Raw genomic sequence first — 15,768 nt, forward strand, 5'->3', positions numbered from 1 at the left:
ATTTCATTAATGCATCATATGTAATGATTAATAAAAAGTGTATTTTTACAAAGCCGTTTAATGAAACTAGAGTGTGTAATTATAAATATAAAGCTGACAGAAAAATCCCCAATGACTCTTCATAGATTTCGTCAAACTGAGTAAGGGGTAGCGGATTTGTTCCTGTTCCAAGCTCGATAGTAAAACCAGGTCTTCGCCAATCCTGAATAAACCAGTCTTTATAACCTGCATAGCTTTCAATTGTTTGTATAGGCTCATAACCACTGACTCTACTAAATTCCATAGCAAGAACTTCCGTTTCAGGAGGCTCGAGGTCTTCAAATCCCCAATAAATAACTTCCCCTTGTGTATGGAAAGCAAGTACTCTTGCAAAATCCCTTCTTCTTGTTAGGTCTGCCATTGCAATAGCCTCTGGTTCGGACAATGGACTTTCCCCACCATAATCGCGTGGTCCCGGAGTTTTTGGATTGCGTGCTCTTTCCAAATCCCACTTAGCAGGAAATTGATCGTTCAGATCTACTCCACGTATATTTGCTTTCCATCCAGAAAAGTCCGAACTGCCATTATTCCATTCAATCACTCTACTACTCCATGGCTCATTTGTAGGAGGTCCATTTATGACCAAGTTTACACCATCCGGGTTCACCATCGGCACGATGGATAATGTGGTTTGTGTATATAAAGGGGATGTTTCAATACCTCGAATCGTATTTTGGTTTGTTAAGGATAGCAAATAATCATTTAAAAATGTCATAGTGATGGGAGTAGTAATCCATTCATTAGCATGAAATGAACCATTGAAGTGAACTCTTTTATCCCCATTTCCTATTAAAACCTCAGGTATTTCCCGATCTAATACAGTCTTTCCAATAGAAGAAACTTGCAGGAATGGGTATACAGTCTGTAATCGTCTTATATCGTTTCTCATTGTATCGTAGTCATAATTTTGCTTACCGTTTACAAGTCTCCAAGTAACTCTAAGAGGAACGCTTATGGTCTGCCCGATTTGGAGACGATTTGTACTAAGTCCAGGATTAACAAGTAGAATTGCATCGAGCGGAAGGTTTCGGTTTTGGGCAATGGACCAGATGGAGTCTCCAGGCCTGATTTGATAGTTGGTAACAACGTATCCCGGAATTTGTATACGTTGACCTATCGAGAGTATTTGGGGGTTAATGTTTCTATTAGAATCGTTAATAAGCTGTAGGGGAATCTTAAATAATTGGCTAAAATACCAAATTGAATCCCCGCCTCTAACATATACGTCCATTTCGTATCTTCCCTTCATTAAAATTTCACATTATATAAGAATATGAAATGGAAGAGAGTATTATGATTTTAATACTTTACGGGAATTAGAACGAAAGGAAGTAAAAAAAGCAATAATGACTGTGAATGAGTCAAGATTGCTTTTATAGATAAATTTAGAACATGTCGTTAAGCTCGGTATCTGAATAGACGGATATTAAAACAACGGCTTTGCTGCTACCAATATTTTTTACAATATGCGGCACGCCGAATGAGGCTGGCATTTTTTCCGACGAGCTTAATGTTTTTTTATTAACAATTAGTAAATAATCTCCTCTTCTTTAGCCAAGCTAAAAAAAAGATACGAGGAAGGTGATGACATATGCATTACGATTATAATGCTGGTGATATTGTCTATATATTTTACCGAAATCCACATATACAGGACGTAGCGAATATACAAGAAGCGGCTGTTGTAAACAACCCGGAAAACCCGGAAGAATTAGCGCTTTTTCTTTATGAAACATATTACCCTTTAACTACTGAAATGGCCATTTATGCAAATGAAACAGATGCTGAACAAGCGTATCGCCAGTATTTTCATTAAAGGGAGATAGGACATGAGAATACCATTTACACCACAGCTAGTATATTTTGAACCGAATGCATTGGAATATCCACTTGGCCAAGAACTAAAAGAAAAATTTGAAAAGCTGGGGACAGAAATTCGTTATACGACTTCCCATAACCAGGTACGAAATTTACCTGGGGACAATGATTTTCAAAGATACCGTATTGCAAAGTCGACCCTAGTCGTTGGTATTCGAAAAACACTTAAGTTTGATACGTCCAAGCCTTCTGCTGAATATGCTATACCTTTTGCTACAGGGTGCATGGGGCATTGCCATTATTGTTATTTGCAAACTACTATGGGAAGTAAGCCATATATTCGTACATATGTGAATGTGGATGAGATTCTAGAAGCAGCGGATCGTTATATAGATGAGCGTGCGCCTGAAATCACAAGATTTGAAGCATCCTGTACCTCCGATATTGTAGGAATCGATCACTTAACACACTCTTTGAAAAGAGCCATTGAACATTTTGGTCAATCAGAATTAGGTAGATTGAGATTTGTGACTAAATTTCACCATGTCGATCATTTACTAGATGCCAAGCATAATGGAAAAACAAGGTTTCGATTTAGTGTAAATGCCGATTATGTCATTAAAAACTTTGAACCAGGTACGTCACCTTTAGAGAAACGTATAGAAGCCGCTGGAAAAGTAGCGAGAGCAGGTTATCCTTTGGGCTTTATCGTAGCTCCTATTTACCTTCATGAAGGGTGGGAGGAAGGCTACTATCATATGTTTGAACGCCTAAATGCAGAATTACCTATGGATGCACGAGATGATATAACGTTTGAATTCATTCAACACCGATTTACAATGCCAGCTAAAAAAGTAATTGAAAAAAACTATCCAATGACTAAACTGGAATTGGATGAAACTTCGAGAAGATACAAGTGGGGGAAATACGGAATAGGCAAATACATCTATCAAAAAGAGGAAGAAGAAGATATAAAAGAACATCTATATGGCTATATGGAGAAATTTTTCCCAAATGCTAAATTTGAATATTTTACGTAAATAATTAAAATAAGCACATCACTACGAAGTGAAGTGCTTATTTTTTTCTCATTATAAAGCTCAAATGTCTGCCACTTTTTTTGTCTTGTCGATAGGAGAATCCTTCTGGGCTTACAAATGTACAGGTAGGATCAATAGTAATGTTTTCAGATGGAATCCCCGCAAGCTCACACTGCTTTTTCACCGTTAGCTGGTTGTCGATATGATACTTGTTCGTTTGATTATTATAATAGATAAAATCATCCGCGTAGCCAAGGTCTTTAAATTTTACATATACATCTTTATCGACTTCAAATTTATCCTGGCTCAATGCTGCACCAATTTGGACTTGGAAATCACTCATTGTACAATGTTCCGCTTGTTTTAAATGCTTAAAAAGTTGCAAAGTAATTTCTTTGACTGTACCTTGCCAACCGGAATGAACAACTCCAACAAGATCATTTACTTCATTATAAAAAATCACTGGCACACAATCGGCCGTAAAGCTACATAGTAACAAATTTGGCTCGTAAGTATATAATGCATCTGTATCTGCAATGGCAGTATCTGATTGATAAGAACCAAGTCCTTTATCATCAAGTGTAACCCGATGGAAATTTGAGCTATGTGTTTGATTGGCACAAACAAAATCATCCAACTCACAATGTAAGGAAGCAGCTAACAGCTTACGATTTTCCAATATATTATTAGGATTTTCACATACATGAAGTGCCATGTTGTTTTTTTCAGGTTTGTTTTCATCCTTAAGGGTTATTCCCGCAATAAATTTTGCATTGTTTAAATATGTTTTCATATAATCACCTTGTTTTAATATATATTAGTGAACTGTTGATGTATAGGAAAGTTTCTTGAAAGTAGATATGAGACAAGCAAGGTATTTTTTTATGGCAAATCTTCACCAATTAAATTAAGCTTGCTACGTTGAATTTTATTGTGAGAGAAAAATGATGTATCTTTAATAGAAGATAAAATATATAGGTTATAGGTGAATGAAATGTTTTCTAAAAGCAACCTCTTTTTAAGTAAATTTAATAGAAGCGAAAAAATTATATTAATTTTTACGGCCATACTGACGACACTTGCAAGTGAAGTCAAGGTAGTGCCTTTTGAAGAAGAAGCATTTCGTTTTGGACTGGGGAGTGTTGCATTTTTTCTCCTTATTTTAATTTGGACACCAGTGTCCTATTTACGAACCGGTTTGGTTACCGGTATAACAGTAGTGTGTTTTCGTGTGTTGGAAGAATCGATGCTTGATGGCGTTCAAGTTGTAATCAGTTTGAAAAATAACTTCCCTGCATTTTTCTTTTACTTTGTATTTGCGATGGTATTAGACTTGATCAAAATAGAAAAGTATAAATCTTCTCCTCTTATTTTAGGAGCATGGGCAACCTTGTTAGAAGTGATTGGAAACGTATCGGAGCATGTTTTGAGACACGGGTTATTGCACCAAGACTTATTAAGTTTCAAGGATTTTGCTTTAATATGTGGAGTAGCTTTATTTCGTAGTTATTTTGTTGTTGGATTATATAGTTCTATTACAGTTTCGGAGCAAAAAAAACAAATGCAAGAAATGCTTGGTGTAGGTTCCGAACTATATGCAGAAACCCTTTATTTACAAAAATCCTTAAATCATATAGAGCAAATAACTGCCTCAAGCCATGATTTATATAGGCGTTTAAAAAAGAAAGAATTACATGACCTTAGTATTCAGGCATTACATATCGCACAAGAAATTCATGAGGTAAAAAAAGATTCTCAGAGGATTTTATCTGGGCTGACTAAAATAACGAAGCAACAAAAAGAAACACCTCTCTTTCTTTCAGATGTAATGGGCTTTGTTATTAGTGCAAATGAAAAATACAGTGAACTATTAAAGAAAAAGATTTCTTTTCAACTATCCATGTCCGTCGATTTTGAAACAGATAAGCAAATTCCTCTATTGGCCGTGTTAAATAATCTGACTGCCAATGCTGTTGAAGCAATTGTTGGTTCGGGTGACATTACGGTTACACTGTTTGAAGAATCTGAATTCACTTGTTTTGTTATGAAAGATACAGGTAAGGGTATTCTGAAAGAGGACGAGTCCATTATTTTCGAACCTGGATATACGACTAAATATAATGAGCAGGGAGTTGCTGCCACAGGTATTGGCCTGTCTCATGTAAGGGAAATTATTCAACAGTTGAATGGAACCATTCAAATAGAATCACCTCCAATTGGAACCATTTTTCGAATTCATATCCCTACGGAAAACATACGAAAGCGAGTGGAATAAAACTGCGTTATTTTATTGTAGATGATGATAAAGCTAGTAGAACTATGCTTAAAAATATAATAATTGATCATGAACTTGGCATTGTTATAGGTGAGGCAGTTAGTGGAGCGAGTAGCCTCTCAACTATTCTATCCATGCATCCAGATGTTGTGCTAATAGACTTATTAATGCCAGAGTTGGACGGTATTGAAACAATCGAACAGTTGAGAAAGGAAGGATTTCAGGGTCAATTTATTATGATTTCCCAAATAGTAAACAAAGAAATGGTAGGGGAAGCGTATGAAAAAGGAGTAGAATTTTTTATACATAAGCCTATTAATCGTGTGGAAGTACAAAGTATTTTAAAAAAGACAGCGGAACAATTTAAACTAAAAGATTCACTTCTAGCAATTCGACAATCATTAGAAAATATTGCTCCAGGCAAACCGATAAAGAGACAGCAAAATGTAAAAGAAATTGTATTGTCTATGTTAAATGATATAGGGGTAATTGGAGAAACAGGAAGTGATGATATTGTTTCGATAATAGAATATTTAATGGAGCGAGAGGAACTATCTGTTCAATTACCACCATTGAAGGACCTATACGAAATTGTTGCTTCCAAAACACATCCGGCAGATATAAAAAAGGAGAGTAGAGCAATCGAGCAGCGTATTCGTAGAACGATCCTATCTGCTATGAATAATTTAGCTTCTATGGGTTTAATCGATTATACGAACCCCAACTTTGAATATTATGCTCCTCGTTTTTTTGAGTTTCAAGAAATTAGAAATCAAATGAGACATATGAATGAAGAAACTGATGTAGCAACAAGAGTAAAAGTTAATATTAAAAAATTTCTTCAAGTGCTCTATTTAGAAACAAAGGATAAATACAATCAAAAGAAATAAATTTTGTTTTGTCGGATTACGTCGGATTTTGTAAGTTGCCTTTAATATATTCTAAAAGCTACTCCGAACGAGAGAAAGCGTTTTCAATATAAAAGGGGTGACGGATTCATGAAGAAAAAGTTTAAATTTACTCTGGCATATCAAATTTTAGTCGGATTAATATTAGGTATAGTTGTGGGAGCCATCTTTTTTGGTAATCCTGCTGTAGAAAAATATTTACAACCAATTGGTACTATTTTTATTAATATGATTAAAATGATTGTTGTACCGATTATTGTTTCTACGTTGATCCTAGGCGTTGCTGGAACAGGTGATATTAAACAACTAGGTAAGCTCGGTGGAAAAACAATAATATACTTTGAAATAGTTACGACTATCGCAATAGTTGTAGGCTTATTGGCAGCTAATATCTTTAAACCAGGTGTTGGTGTTGATATGTCAACTTTATCTAAAGGTAATATCGATCAGTATGTACAAACGAGTGAAGAAGTGCAAAGTCATGGATTTGCTGATGTAATTGTAAATGCTGTGCCAAGTAATATCGTTCAATCTATGTCAGATGGTAATATGCTTGCCATTATATTCTTTTCAGTCTTATTCGGTTTAGGAGTAGCTGCTATTGGGGAAAGAGGGAAACCAGTCCTTGCCTTTTTCCAAGGAACTGCAGATGCTATGTTCTGGGTAACTAATTTGATTATGAAATTTGCACCATTTGGTGTATTTGCGTTAATAGGTGTTACTGTTTCTAAATTTGGATTGGAATCTTTATTGCCACTCGGAAAGTTAATGATACTAGTTTACGCTTCTATGCTATTCTTCATTGTTGTTGTACTAGGTGGTATTGCAAAGTTAGTTGGTATCAATATCTTCCATCTAATTAAAGTATTAAAAGACGAATTGCTTTTAGCTTATTCTACATCTAGCTCCGAAACTGTTTTGCCGAAAGTAATGGAGAAAATGGAGAAGTTTGGATCACCAAAGGATATTGTTTCCTTTGTAATACCAACAGGATATTCTTTCAACTTAGACGGCTCCACGTTATACCAAGCGATTGCGGCAATTTTTATTGCACAGATGTATGGAATTGATTTGAGTATTATGCAACAAATTACACTCGTTTTAGTATTAATGGTAACATCTAAAGGAATCGCTGGAGTACCAGGAGTTTCCTTCGTCGTACTATTGGCTACTCTAGGAACTGTAGGAATCCCACTAGAAGGACTTGCGTTTATCGCTGGTATTGACCGTCTTCTAGATATGGCTCGCACAGTAGTAAATGTAGTAGGTAATGCATTGGCTACAGTCGTTATGGCTAAATGGGAAGGTCGTTTCGATAAAGAAAAAGAAGAAAAATACTATGCTTCTTTGGAAGAACTAGCATAATAAAAATAAGAGGGGCTGTCCTTAAAGTCATAAAAAATGACTTTTAAGGGTAGCCTCTTTCTTCATAGCTTTTATTAAAAAGTGCGATAGATTTCGGTTCCAGACGGATGCTTTCCGCGGGCGAGTGCCGAGCCTCCTCAGGCCAACATGATGTTGGTCATGAAGGCGTTGAGGCCCACAGGGATGTGGGTCATGCAATCGTTGTCGCAGAACGCGGCGAACTTAGATTGCCTTCCATTTGAAGAGGCGGCCTTAGCCTTCCTTCCTCTCTAACGCTACGTGCGGGGTCTCGGACTGTCTCGCTTCCCGCAGGAGTCACCGCCTGAAACGAAAATCCATTACTTCATTCAATCAACAATATAATAAAACGGGATAGTATACAAAAAAACCGCCAAATTTCTTATAATGTAAGTGACCAAACCAACAAAAAGAAACGGCGATTTTTTATGTGCAATCCAATGATTACTACTATAAATTCTAAAATGACAATTCCTACCCATGTTCAAACCATATAACAATCATCAAAGTATGGTGATTTTCAACTTACAAGATCTAATCCCTACTCATCATATTGAAAGTAGCAGGCATTCGTCTCGCTTCTATTTTAGGAACTTATTGAACAGCCTCTTATTTTTACAGCCTTCTAGCAGATAAGCAATTGATGGACGAACCAGCTTTTTAGTATTACTACCAGATAACTTTCCAATTACGGTTAACTGTTGCCTTTATCGTTTTTCGCTCCAGTATATAGTTAGCAAGGATTTCCGACATGTCTATCGGAATATCTTTCACAATGTCTTTGCCCTTAAACATCAAATAGTCTCCACCGCCACCAGCACGATAATTATTCATCACGACATCATATTCATGCTGAAGGTTTAAAAGAGCACCTTTGTAATTCAATGTAGTTACTCTGTTTCCAACTGGGTTACGAATATCTAAAATATACTCTATGCCTTCCCACATATCATAATTATAATGCTGTGGTTTTGGTTGTATGTAATTAGGATTTACTTCAAGCATTCCTTCTCGATTCAAAACAAAATAACGTGCGCTTTGTTCTAATGCATCTTTTATATCTTGCCCGGACAATCGAAGCACCTTTAATGTATTTGGATACTTGTAATTAGAAATGATGTCGCGCATCGTTACATCTGGTTCAAAGCCAGGAGACGAATTGCTAAAAAGAGAAGTATTAGAGATTTCTACCCCAGCTGTTTCCATTTGTACTTTATTAATAAATTCTATTAGAGGATTGTCACTTGTTCTAATAAGAAATGGATCCTTGATTAACATATCGCCTTCTACTTTGCCGATTGGTTGATCCAGCCAATGTTGAGTTTCTTCTTCAAAACGAGAAGCCTTTTTTAAAACCTCTTCATCTGCTTCAACATTATCTACTACTAATAATTCAGAGGATTTATTTATAATCTCGTTCTGATTATTTAGCGTTAGAGTAACTTTACTTATCATTTGCCCGTTATTAGACGGCTGAACAGTTTCTACACCATTTAAATTGCCAGTTAAAGAGCGATGCTGATGCCCTGTTAGGAGGACGTCTATTTCACTAATTTCCTTACATATGGCATATCCCTGATTTTCTCCCGTTAAGTTTTCTGTTGGTTCTCCAGTCTCCAGATCTCGTTCAAATCCTCCATGGTAAGAAACAATTAATACGTCAGGATGCTCTTTTTCACTAATATATGTAACCCATTTTTTTGTTTCTTGGAGACAATCCTTAAAATCCAAACCAGTTATATTGTGCTCGTTTTCCCAATTTGGGATGTAATGAGTTGTGACACCTAGAATAGCTATTTTTACAGATTCAATTTCTTTGATGATATAAGGACAGCCAAAATAAGGCTTCCCCGTATTTGTGTCTAAGATATTAGCAGATAGCCAAGGAAACTGGGATTCTTCAACCGCCTGATTTAATATATCCAACCCATAATTAAACTCATGATTTCCAATAACGGCAGCATCATAGGACAGTTCATTTAAAATGCTGATCATGGGATTTTTTTCATCCTTTAAAAATTGAATATAGTAATATGTTAGCGGAGTTCCTTGAATTAAATCACCATTATCGATCAAAATTAATTGCTCGTTTAATTGTCGCTCCTGTTTTATTATCGTAGCTAATTTCCCTAAGCCAATATTAGCTTGTTCGTTATTTACATAATTAATCGGAAAAATGCTTCCATGTATATCACTAGTTTGCAAGATCGTTATCTTTTTCAACTATCATTTCTCCACTCTCTTATGGTAAGTATATACATTAGATTATATATAAATAGAACCGACTGTCCAATTGGTAGTTTACAATCGCACGGGACTAGTTCTAGGGGTTTTAACCTTCCACATACAAGCTAATGCAAAAAGCATACTTACTGCCGTAGCATTAAATAGTACATCATATCCAAATATATCTATTAATAAGCCTAAAGAAGGTGGTGAAATTATAGCTGCTAATGAAGATACTAAATAATATAATCCGGTTCGAGTACCAAAGTTATGTTCACTTCCGAGAGAGACAATGAAAGGGTATGAATTTATATTTATGCATGCCCAAAACATTCCACCAATTAATAGTAGTAAGCGCAGGGTAAAAAGGGATTCCACCCAATTTAATAAAAAGAAGACAAAAAATAAACCGATAACTCCCGTTAAGATTACTTTTTTCTTACCAAACCTAGCACCTAGAATACCGCTTGGTATAGCAGCCAGTACAAAACTTAATGAAAAAAATGCAAGTGAAAAGGCAGATGAGCTCTTGGATAAATTAAGCTCGTTTACACCATATAAAGTAAATAAAGCTTCCATCCCTTGAATTGCTACAAACCAAAAGAATATTGCGGTTAGAAGAAAGATGGTAGGTTTATTTAACTCTGCTTTGTAATCTATCTTTGAATTAGTTGTAATGGTAAAAGGAATAGCATCTCTATTTTCATTAATGTTTTTAAAGACAACTACTAGCGCTAATAGGAAGATTGCAGAGACCGCTAAAAATGGGAGGGATTCCTCCACTCCAAAAAGAATAGAGCCTACACTGAAAGCTAAAATTCCGCCAAGTCCTCCCATAAAATTGATAACACCATTTGCTTTCGTGCGTTTAGCCTCAGGAGTAATATCTGGCATTAACGCAATAGTAGGGGAACGGAATATCGCCATGGATATATTCATTCCTACCATAAAAATCACTAATGTGGTCAAACTTGTGTGGAAGGGAATAAGTGCATAAAACAAAGCTGCTAACGGTATACCAATTAATAGATATGGCATCCGTCTACCAAAGCGTGAATGTGTGCGATCACTTTTGTTTCCTATATATGGCTGTAAGAAAAGAGCAAAATAATTATCAATTGTCATGAGAAAACCAATTAATGCAGTACTTGAAAGAAAGTCGTTCAGAAAAAAAGGAACAAACGCATTATATAAAGACCATCCTAAACTAATACTAAAAAAACCAAACCCTAATAACCACATCTTTTTCATCGCATTCCCCCTCTAAAAAGAAATCATTATCGTAAAAAAAATTTCACTTTATATATATGGTTTTGTGGAAGTAAAGAGTCCTGGGTTAATAATATCAATTAATTAAAAATCACCCTGTAGGAACTACAAGGTGCATTAGTAATATTGTATAAACAAAATAACCCTATGAGTTGTTGGATAAATAGTTTTGAGGGTAAAAGTAGAGTAAAACCAATTAGGCAACCAGCCTACTATAAACTCTACCTCCTGAGAGAAGCGAGAATATAGTATAAAAAACGAATTATAGGCCGAAGAAAAGGCTATCTGGAAGTTAATAAATGAAGGGTAAGCTGATTGAATGGTTAATAGTTGCGGGTAGAAAAAATCTTTTAACTATTATGCAATATAATCTTCCTTAGGAATGTCATTAGGAAGCTTTTTGCTATAATATTTACCTTTTGTAAAAATGGCTAAAATCACGGTAAGAATAGCTGCTAGAAGTGCTGCGAAGAATGCCGCAGTACTTTCCAGAAATGATCCCATATAACCTAGTGCGGCTATCGTACCTAAACCACTTGAGATAAGTAAAGATACTACTCCAACAGGATTCCATTTATATAAATATTCGTGTCGAGCCTCGTAATAACCTGGCCCAATTTTTAATAGTTTTTTCACGATCATGGCATCCGTAACTAGAATCGATGCCCAAGCGAGTAAAAAGACTCCTTGGAATGTCATGGCTGTATCTAAATGATCCACAATACCACCTAACATCAAACCTATTGCACAAATACCTGAGACAACAACCCAAAATCGTCTGCCTGGTGTAAATCTAAATACGTTCTCGAAGAAGTTAGAAAGTGATAGGGAACTACTGTATATATTGGTAACGTTAATTCTAAGCTGAGTTAACATAGTGAATAATACGCCACCTAAACCTAAGAGTAGAACGATATAAACACCTGGATTTGGTTCACCTAAACGAACACCGAACCATATACCAAGACCACCCATAACTCCAAAACAGAAAATTTGTGGAATAAAACCAATTGCAAAAGATCCAATTTTTAAATCCTTTGGTTTAAGAAAACGTGCGTAGTCTGAAGAGAGTAATGCTGTCAGACCCATTATTCCGTGTTGCATTCCTATACAAAGTAGTAAAGCTTGGCCACCCACCTGTACTCCTTCTGGCATATACGTCCAAAATGCTCCTTCATAAACCGTTGGAGTGAAGAAAGACATTATGATGGCACACAATAAAAAAATACCGAAAATCGGTAAAGACCATTTTTGTAATTTATCTAGTTGTTTAATACCAAACCAATTTAATGGAATAACAATAGATCCGAAGAAAATGATTAGTGCCCATTCAGGTAGGGCGGGGAAGAAGGTGTGAACTGCGGAAACTAAAATCAGGCCTTCAAAGGCACAGTACATGATAAAGTTTGTTGCATAAATGAATGAGGTTAACGATGCACCTATGTAACCAAAACCTCCGCCTCTTGATAATAAGTTAACGTTCATCCCGGATTTGGCTGATAGATAAGCTATGAACGTTCCGATTATACCGGCAACGATTATCGCATATATGGAGGATATGATAGCATTTATAGCCCCGAATTGAAGTGCCATAACGCTTCCCATTTGAAAATAAAAAATTGCCGTTGCGATACCAAATGTGATATTGGTAATACTAAACCAACCCATCTTCCTTTGGTCTCGAGGCACTCGATCTAATGAATAATCATCTTTCATTTCTTCTGACACTTTGTGATCTGCGACTTTGACAGATCCCATAATATCAACTCCTTTATTAAATTAATACATAAATATTTCACTTCCATTTGTTTGATAAATTCGTCTACCACTTCATCCATAACCTATTATAACAGTAATGCCAACGTTTTTTAAAATAACGATTGAGATTAGTTAGCTAGAGTTTATTATTTCCTTTAGCGTTTGAAAAAATGTATTTACTGTTAAAAGATTATTTTCAATTCAGAAACTTGTTATTACTTCTAGAATGATTGACAGATAGTATTTCTTATTGTAGACTATGGACAATAATTAAATACGACCTCACTTATGTAGTGGGGTAGAGGCGCGATATTTAACAGTCCTTAGTGGAGTTTGAGAAGCCATGATTCTAGGGAGAAGGAAATGTCGCCGAAGTTTGTAATAGTTCTCGGTATTACTTGCTGGGTCTGTAGTGAATAACTACAGGACTGTCCGCTATAAACATCCCGGTTTATAGTGGTGTGCTATCTCATTTGGGAAAAGTAGAGGATTTAGGGCAACTATACATATTGCGACCTGAGTTCATCTCAGGTCTTTTTTTATGTAAGTTGTCCTTTTTTAGTAGTTAAAAACATAAGTATATATAAAAGGAGAGTAATAGAATGAAAAACAAACTAATAGTTTTAGTAATGTTCGTGTCTATCATGATGCTTTTAGCAGCATGTGGGTCAAGTAATACAGAAAATAAAGAATCATCATCTTCTAAAGGTGACGACAACACTTTTACAGTTGGTATGGAAGCAGGATATGCTCCATTCAACTGGACTCAATTAGATGATTCAAACGGCGGTGTAAAAATTGACGGCAATGCAGAATATGCAGGTGGATACGATGTAGAAATTGCCAAAAAAATTGCTGAAGGATTAGGAAAAGAGTTAGTTATTGTGAAAACAGAATGGGACGGACTAGTTCCATCCTTAGAGTCAGGTAAAATCGATGCAATTATTGCAGGGATGTCACCGACAGCTGAACGTAAAGAAACAATCGACTTCTCTGAAAACTATTACACTTCTAACTTTGTAATGGTAGTTAAAAAAGGTGGACCTTATGAGGGAGCTACTTCTATTCAAGATTTTAGCGGGGCAAAAGTGTCAGGACAATTAAATACTTCACATTATGGCGTAATAGATCAAATTAAAGGTGTAGAAAAACAACCAGCAATGGATAACTTCCCTGCAATGCGTGTAGCACTAGAATCTGGAATGCTAGATGGTTATGTTTCTGAGCGTCCAGAAGGAATTAGTGCTTCATCAGCGAACGAAAACTTTGCGATGGTTGAATTTACCGATGGATTTGTTGCGGATGAGGAAGAAACAGCAGTTGCGGTTGGACTTAAAAAGGGCAGTGACTTAACAAAACAAATTAATGATATATTGGCGGGCATTTCAGAAGAAGATCGTCAAAACATTATGGATACTGCCATTAAAAATCAACCCGCTTCTGAATAAAGATGAAGTGATACCGGCTGCATCTCTTTGCAGTCGGTTTAATTTTTGAGGAGGATAAGTATGAGCATTGAGTATATAATATCAATGGTTACCAATAACTGGCCGATGTTCCTACGTGGAGCAGGGATGACGCTCTTAATCTCTATCATTGGTACAATCTTTGGAGCCATTATTGGTTTGCTGGCAGGAGTTATTCGAACAATCCCTATGCCAGAACGAAAAGCAAAACGAATTTTCTTGAAGATAGTAAATGCAATTCTAACGATGTATATTGAATTTTTCCGTGGTACACCTATGATTGTACAAGCGATGGTTATCTATTATGGGTCTGCTTTAGCTTTTGGTGTGGATATGGACAGAACTGCTGCAGCTATTTTTATCGTATCTATTAATACGGGGGCATACATGGCCGAGATTGTCCGTGGTGGTGTCATTTCCATTGATAAAGGACAATTTGAATCAGCACAAGCAATCGGTATGAATCATATACAAACGATGCTTCATGTAGTATTACCACAGGTAGTACGAAATATTTTACCAGCTACAGGAAACCAATTTATTATAAATATTAAAGATACGTCAGTACTGAATGTAATAGGTGTAACAGAACTATACTTCCAAACAAAAACCGTTGCGGGAATCAGCTTCAAATATTTTGAGCCGTTTTTTGTTGCGTGTATTTTGTACTTCGTTATGACGTTTACGGTGACAATCATTTTACGTTATGTTGAAAGAAGATTAGATGGTCCTGAAAATTACAGTATGATTGGTCAACCAACACAAGTCACACTACCAAAAAACAATGCGGGATTATAAAAAGGAAGGAGTGGATAATATGGAAAAAGTAATTGAAATACAACATTTAAATAAATCCTTTGGTAACCATGAAGTATTAAGAGATATAGACTTTTCCGTGAGCAAGGGAGAAGTTGTATGCATCATCGGTTCTTCTGGATCTGGTAAATCCACACTTCTCCGTTGCGTAAATCTATTAGAAAAACCAAGCGGTGGACAGATTATTTATCATGGTGAAAATATATTAGATGATAAACATGATATCCATGCTTACCGAACAAAGCTAGGAATGGTTTTCCAACAATTTAACTTATTTAATAATCATAATGTGTTAAGTAACTGTGTTGTTGGGCAAGTAAAAGTGTTAAAAAGGTCTAAAGAAGAAGCAGAGAAAAAAGCACTCAAATATTTGAAAGTGGTTGGTATGGACCAATATGTGAATGCAAAACCAAGTCAATTATCAGGTGGCCAAAAACAACGTGTTGCGATCGCTCGAGCTTTATCGATGGAACCAGATGTTATGCTGTTTGATGAACCAACCTCCGCTCTGGATCCAGAGATGGTGGGAGAAGTTCTGAAAGTAATGAAGGAACTAGCCGAAACAGGGCTTACTATGTTAATCGTAACGCATGAAATGGAATTTGCAAAAGAAGTTTCCGATCGAGTTGTATTTATGGATAAAGGGGTTATTGCAGAAGAAGGAAGCCCTGAACAAATTTTTAATAATCCAACACAAGAACGAACGAGAGAGTTTTTAAAGCGTACATTAAAATAAGAATTGTATATCCTTTTAGGACAATTTTATTATT

The 15,768-nt window shown here is 35.9% G+C and carries 13 protein-coding genes and 1 riboswitch; of the genes, 8 read left to right on the top strand and 5 right to left on the bottom strand.

Annotated features, from left to right (window positions below):
• Positions 1–79: 79 nt before the first annotated feature.
• Positions 80–1,270, bottom strand: coding sequence for a M14 family metallopeptidase (locus tag AM499_RS16275; RefSeq protein ID WP_053591185.1), 1,191 nt, complete (start codon positions 1,268–1,270; stop codon positions 80–82).
• 360 nt (positions 1,271–1,630) lie between these two features.
• Between AM499_RS16275 and AM499_RS16280 the strand changes: the two genes are divergently transcribed.
• Positions 1,631–1,855 (top strand): transcriptional regulator SplA domain-containing protein, encoded by a 225-nt coding sequence (locus tag AM499_RS16280; protein WP_053591186.1) that lies wholly within the window; start codon positions 1,631–1,633, stop codon positions 1,853–1,855.
• Between the two features lie 13 nt (positions 1,856–1,868).
• Positions 1,869–2,897, top strand: coding sequence for a spore photoproduct lyase (gene splB, locus AM499_RS16285; RefSeq protein ID WP_053591187.1), 1,029 nt, complete (start codon positions 1,869–1,871; stop codon positions 2,895–2,897).
• Positions 2,898–2,934: 37 nt separating this feature from the next.
• Here splB and pgeF read toward each other — a convergent pair whose 3' ends face one another.
• A complete protein-coding gene (gene pgeF, locus AM499_RS16290; protein ID WP_053591188.1) occupies positions 2,935–3,690 on the bottom strand; it encodes a peptidoglycan editing factor PgeF in 756 nt (251 codons plus the stop codon).
• Between the two features lie 201 nt (positions 3,691–3,891).
• Between pgeF and AM499_RS16295 the strand changes: the two genes are divergently transcribed.
• The 3 genes from AM499_RS16295 (at position 3,892) to AM499_RS16305 (ending at position 7,445) form a co-directional block, all read left to right on the top strand.
• Positions 3,892–5,172, top strand: coding sequence for a sensor histidine kinase (locus AM499_RS16295; protein WP_053591189.1), 1,281 nt, complete (start codon positions 3,892–3,894; stop codon positions 5,170–5,172).
• Positions 5,173–5,174: 2 nt separating this feature from the next.
• On the top strand, positions 5,175–6,062 hold the full coding sequence (locus tag AM499_RS16300; protein ID WP_053591190.1) for a response regulator: 888 nt from the start codon (positions 5,175–5,177) through the stop codon (positions 6,060–6,062).
• Positions 6,063–6,170: 108 nt separating this feature from the next.
• Entirely contained in the window at positions 6,171–7,445 is a 1,275-nt protein-coding gene (locus AM499_RS16305) for a cation:dicarboxylate symporter family transporter (protein WP_053591191.1), read from the top strand.
• 687 nt (positions 7,446–8,132) lie between these two features.
• Here the strand turns inward: AM499_RS16305 and AM499_RS16310 are convergent.
• The 3 genes from AM499_RS16310 to AM499_RS16320 form a co-directional block, all read right to left on the bottom strand.
• Positions 8,133–9,686: a bifunctional metallophosphatase/5'-nucleotidase gene (locus tag AM499_RS16310; protein ID WP_053591192.1), complete on the bottom strand. Its 1,554-nt coding sequence runs from the start codon at positions 9,684–9,686 to the stop codon at positions 8,133–8,135.
• Between the two features lie 78 nt (positions 9,687–9,764).
• Positions 9,765–10,940, bottom strand: coding sequence for an SLC45 family MFS transporter (locus AM499_RS16315; protein ID WP_053591193.1), 1,176 nt, complete (start codon positions 10,938–10,940; stop codon positions 9,765–9,767).
• A gap of 375 nt (positions 10,941–11,315) precedes the next feature.
• Positions 11,316–12,716, bottom strand: a complete 1,401-nt coding sequence (locus AM499_RS16320) for a purine-cytosine permease family protein (protein WP_053591194.1) — start codon at positions 12,714–12,716, stop codon at positions 11,316–11,318.
• 291 nt (positions 12,717–13,007) lie between these two features.
• Positions 13,008–13,191, top strand: a riboswitch (Lysine riboswitch).
• Between the two features lie 127 nt (positions 13,192–13,318).
• Here AM499_RS16320 and AM499_RS16325 point away from each other — a divergent pair.
• The 3 genes from AM499_RS16325 to AM499_RS16335 are packed head-to-tail and all read left to right on the top strand — an operon-like array spanning position 13,319 to position 15,734.
• Positions 13,319–14,164 carry a transporter substrate-binding domain-containing protein gene (locus AM499_RS16325; RefSeq protein ID WP_053591195.1) on the top strand — a complete coding sequence of 282 codons (846 nt, stop codon included), beginning with the start codon at positions 13,319–13,321 and terminating at the stop codon, positions 14,162–14,164.
• A gap of 60 nt (positions 14,165–14,224) precedes the next feature.
• Positions 14,225–14,980 (top strand): amino acid ABC transporter permease, encoded by a 756-nt coding sequence (locus AM499_RS16330; protein ID WP_053591196.1) that lies wholly within the window; start codon positions 14,225–14,227, stop codon positions 14,978–14,980.
• Positions 14,981–14,999: 19 nt separating this feature from the next.
• Positions 15,000–15,734: an amino acid ABC transporter ATP-binding protein gene (locus tag AM499_RS16335; RefSeq protein WP_053591197.1), complete on the top strand. Its 735-nt coding sequence runs from the start codon at positions 15,000–15,002 to the stop codon at positions 15,732–15,734.
• Positions 15,735–15,768: the final 34 nt, after the last annotated feature.

The sequence above is a fragment of the Bacillus sp. FJAT-22090 genome (assembly GCF_001278755.1).
Classification (GTDB): domain Bacteria; phylum Bacillota; class Bacilli; order Bacillales_A; family Planococcaceae; genus Psychrobacillus.

Excerpts from the sequence above, each read along its gene's own strand:
- AM499_RS16275 (WP_053591185.1), bottom strand. The coding sequence starts at position 1,270 with ATGGACGTATATGTTAGAGGCGGGGATTCAATTTGGTATTTTAGCCAA.
- AM499_RS16280 (WP_053591186.1), top strand. The coding sequence starts at position 1,631 with ATGCATTACGATTATAATGCTGGTGATATTGTCTATATATTTTACCGA.
- splB (WP_053591187.1), top strand. The coding sequence starts at position 1,869 with ATGAGAATACCATTTACACCACAGCTAGTATATTTTGAACCGAATGCA.
- pgeF (WP_053591188.1), bottom strand. The coding sequence starts at position 3,690 with ATGAAAACATATTTAAACAATGCAAAATTTATTGCGGGAATAACCCTT.
- AM499_RS16295 (WP_053591189.1), top strand. The coding sequence starts at position 3,892 with ATGTTTTCTAAAAGCAACCTCTTTTTAAGTAAATTTAATAGAAGCGAA.
- AM499_RS16305 (WP_053591191.1), top strand. The coding sequence starts at position 6,171 with ATGAAGAAAAAGTTTAAATTTACTCTGGCATATCAAATTTTAGTCGGA.
- AM499_RS16315 (WP_053591193.1), bottom strand. The coding sequence starts at position 10,940 with ATGAAAAAGATGTGGTTATTAGGGTTTGGTTTTTTTAGTATTAGTTTA.
- AM499_RS16320 (WP_053591194.1), bottom strand. The coding sequence starts at position 12,716 with ATGGGATCTGTCAAAGTCGCAGATCACAAAGTGTCAGAAGAAATGAAA.
- AM499_RS16325 (WP_053591195.1), top strand. The coding sequence starts at position 13,319 with ATGAAAAACAAACTAATAGTTTTAGTAATGTTCGTGTCTATCATGATG.
- AM499_RS16330 (WP_053591196.1), top strand. The coding sequence starts at position 14,225 with ATGAGCATTGAGTATATAATATCAATGGTTACCAATAACTGGCCGATG.
- AM499_RS16335 (WP_053591197.1), top strand. The coding sequence starts at position 15,000 with ATGGAAAAAGTAATTGAAATACAACATTTAAATAAATCCTTTGGTAAC.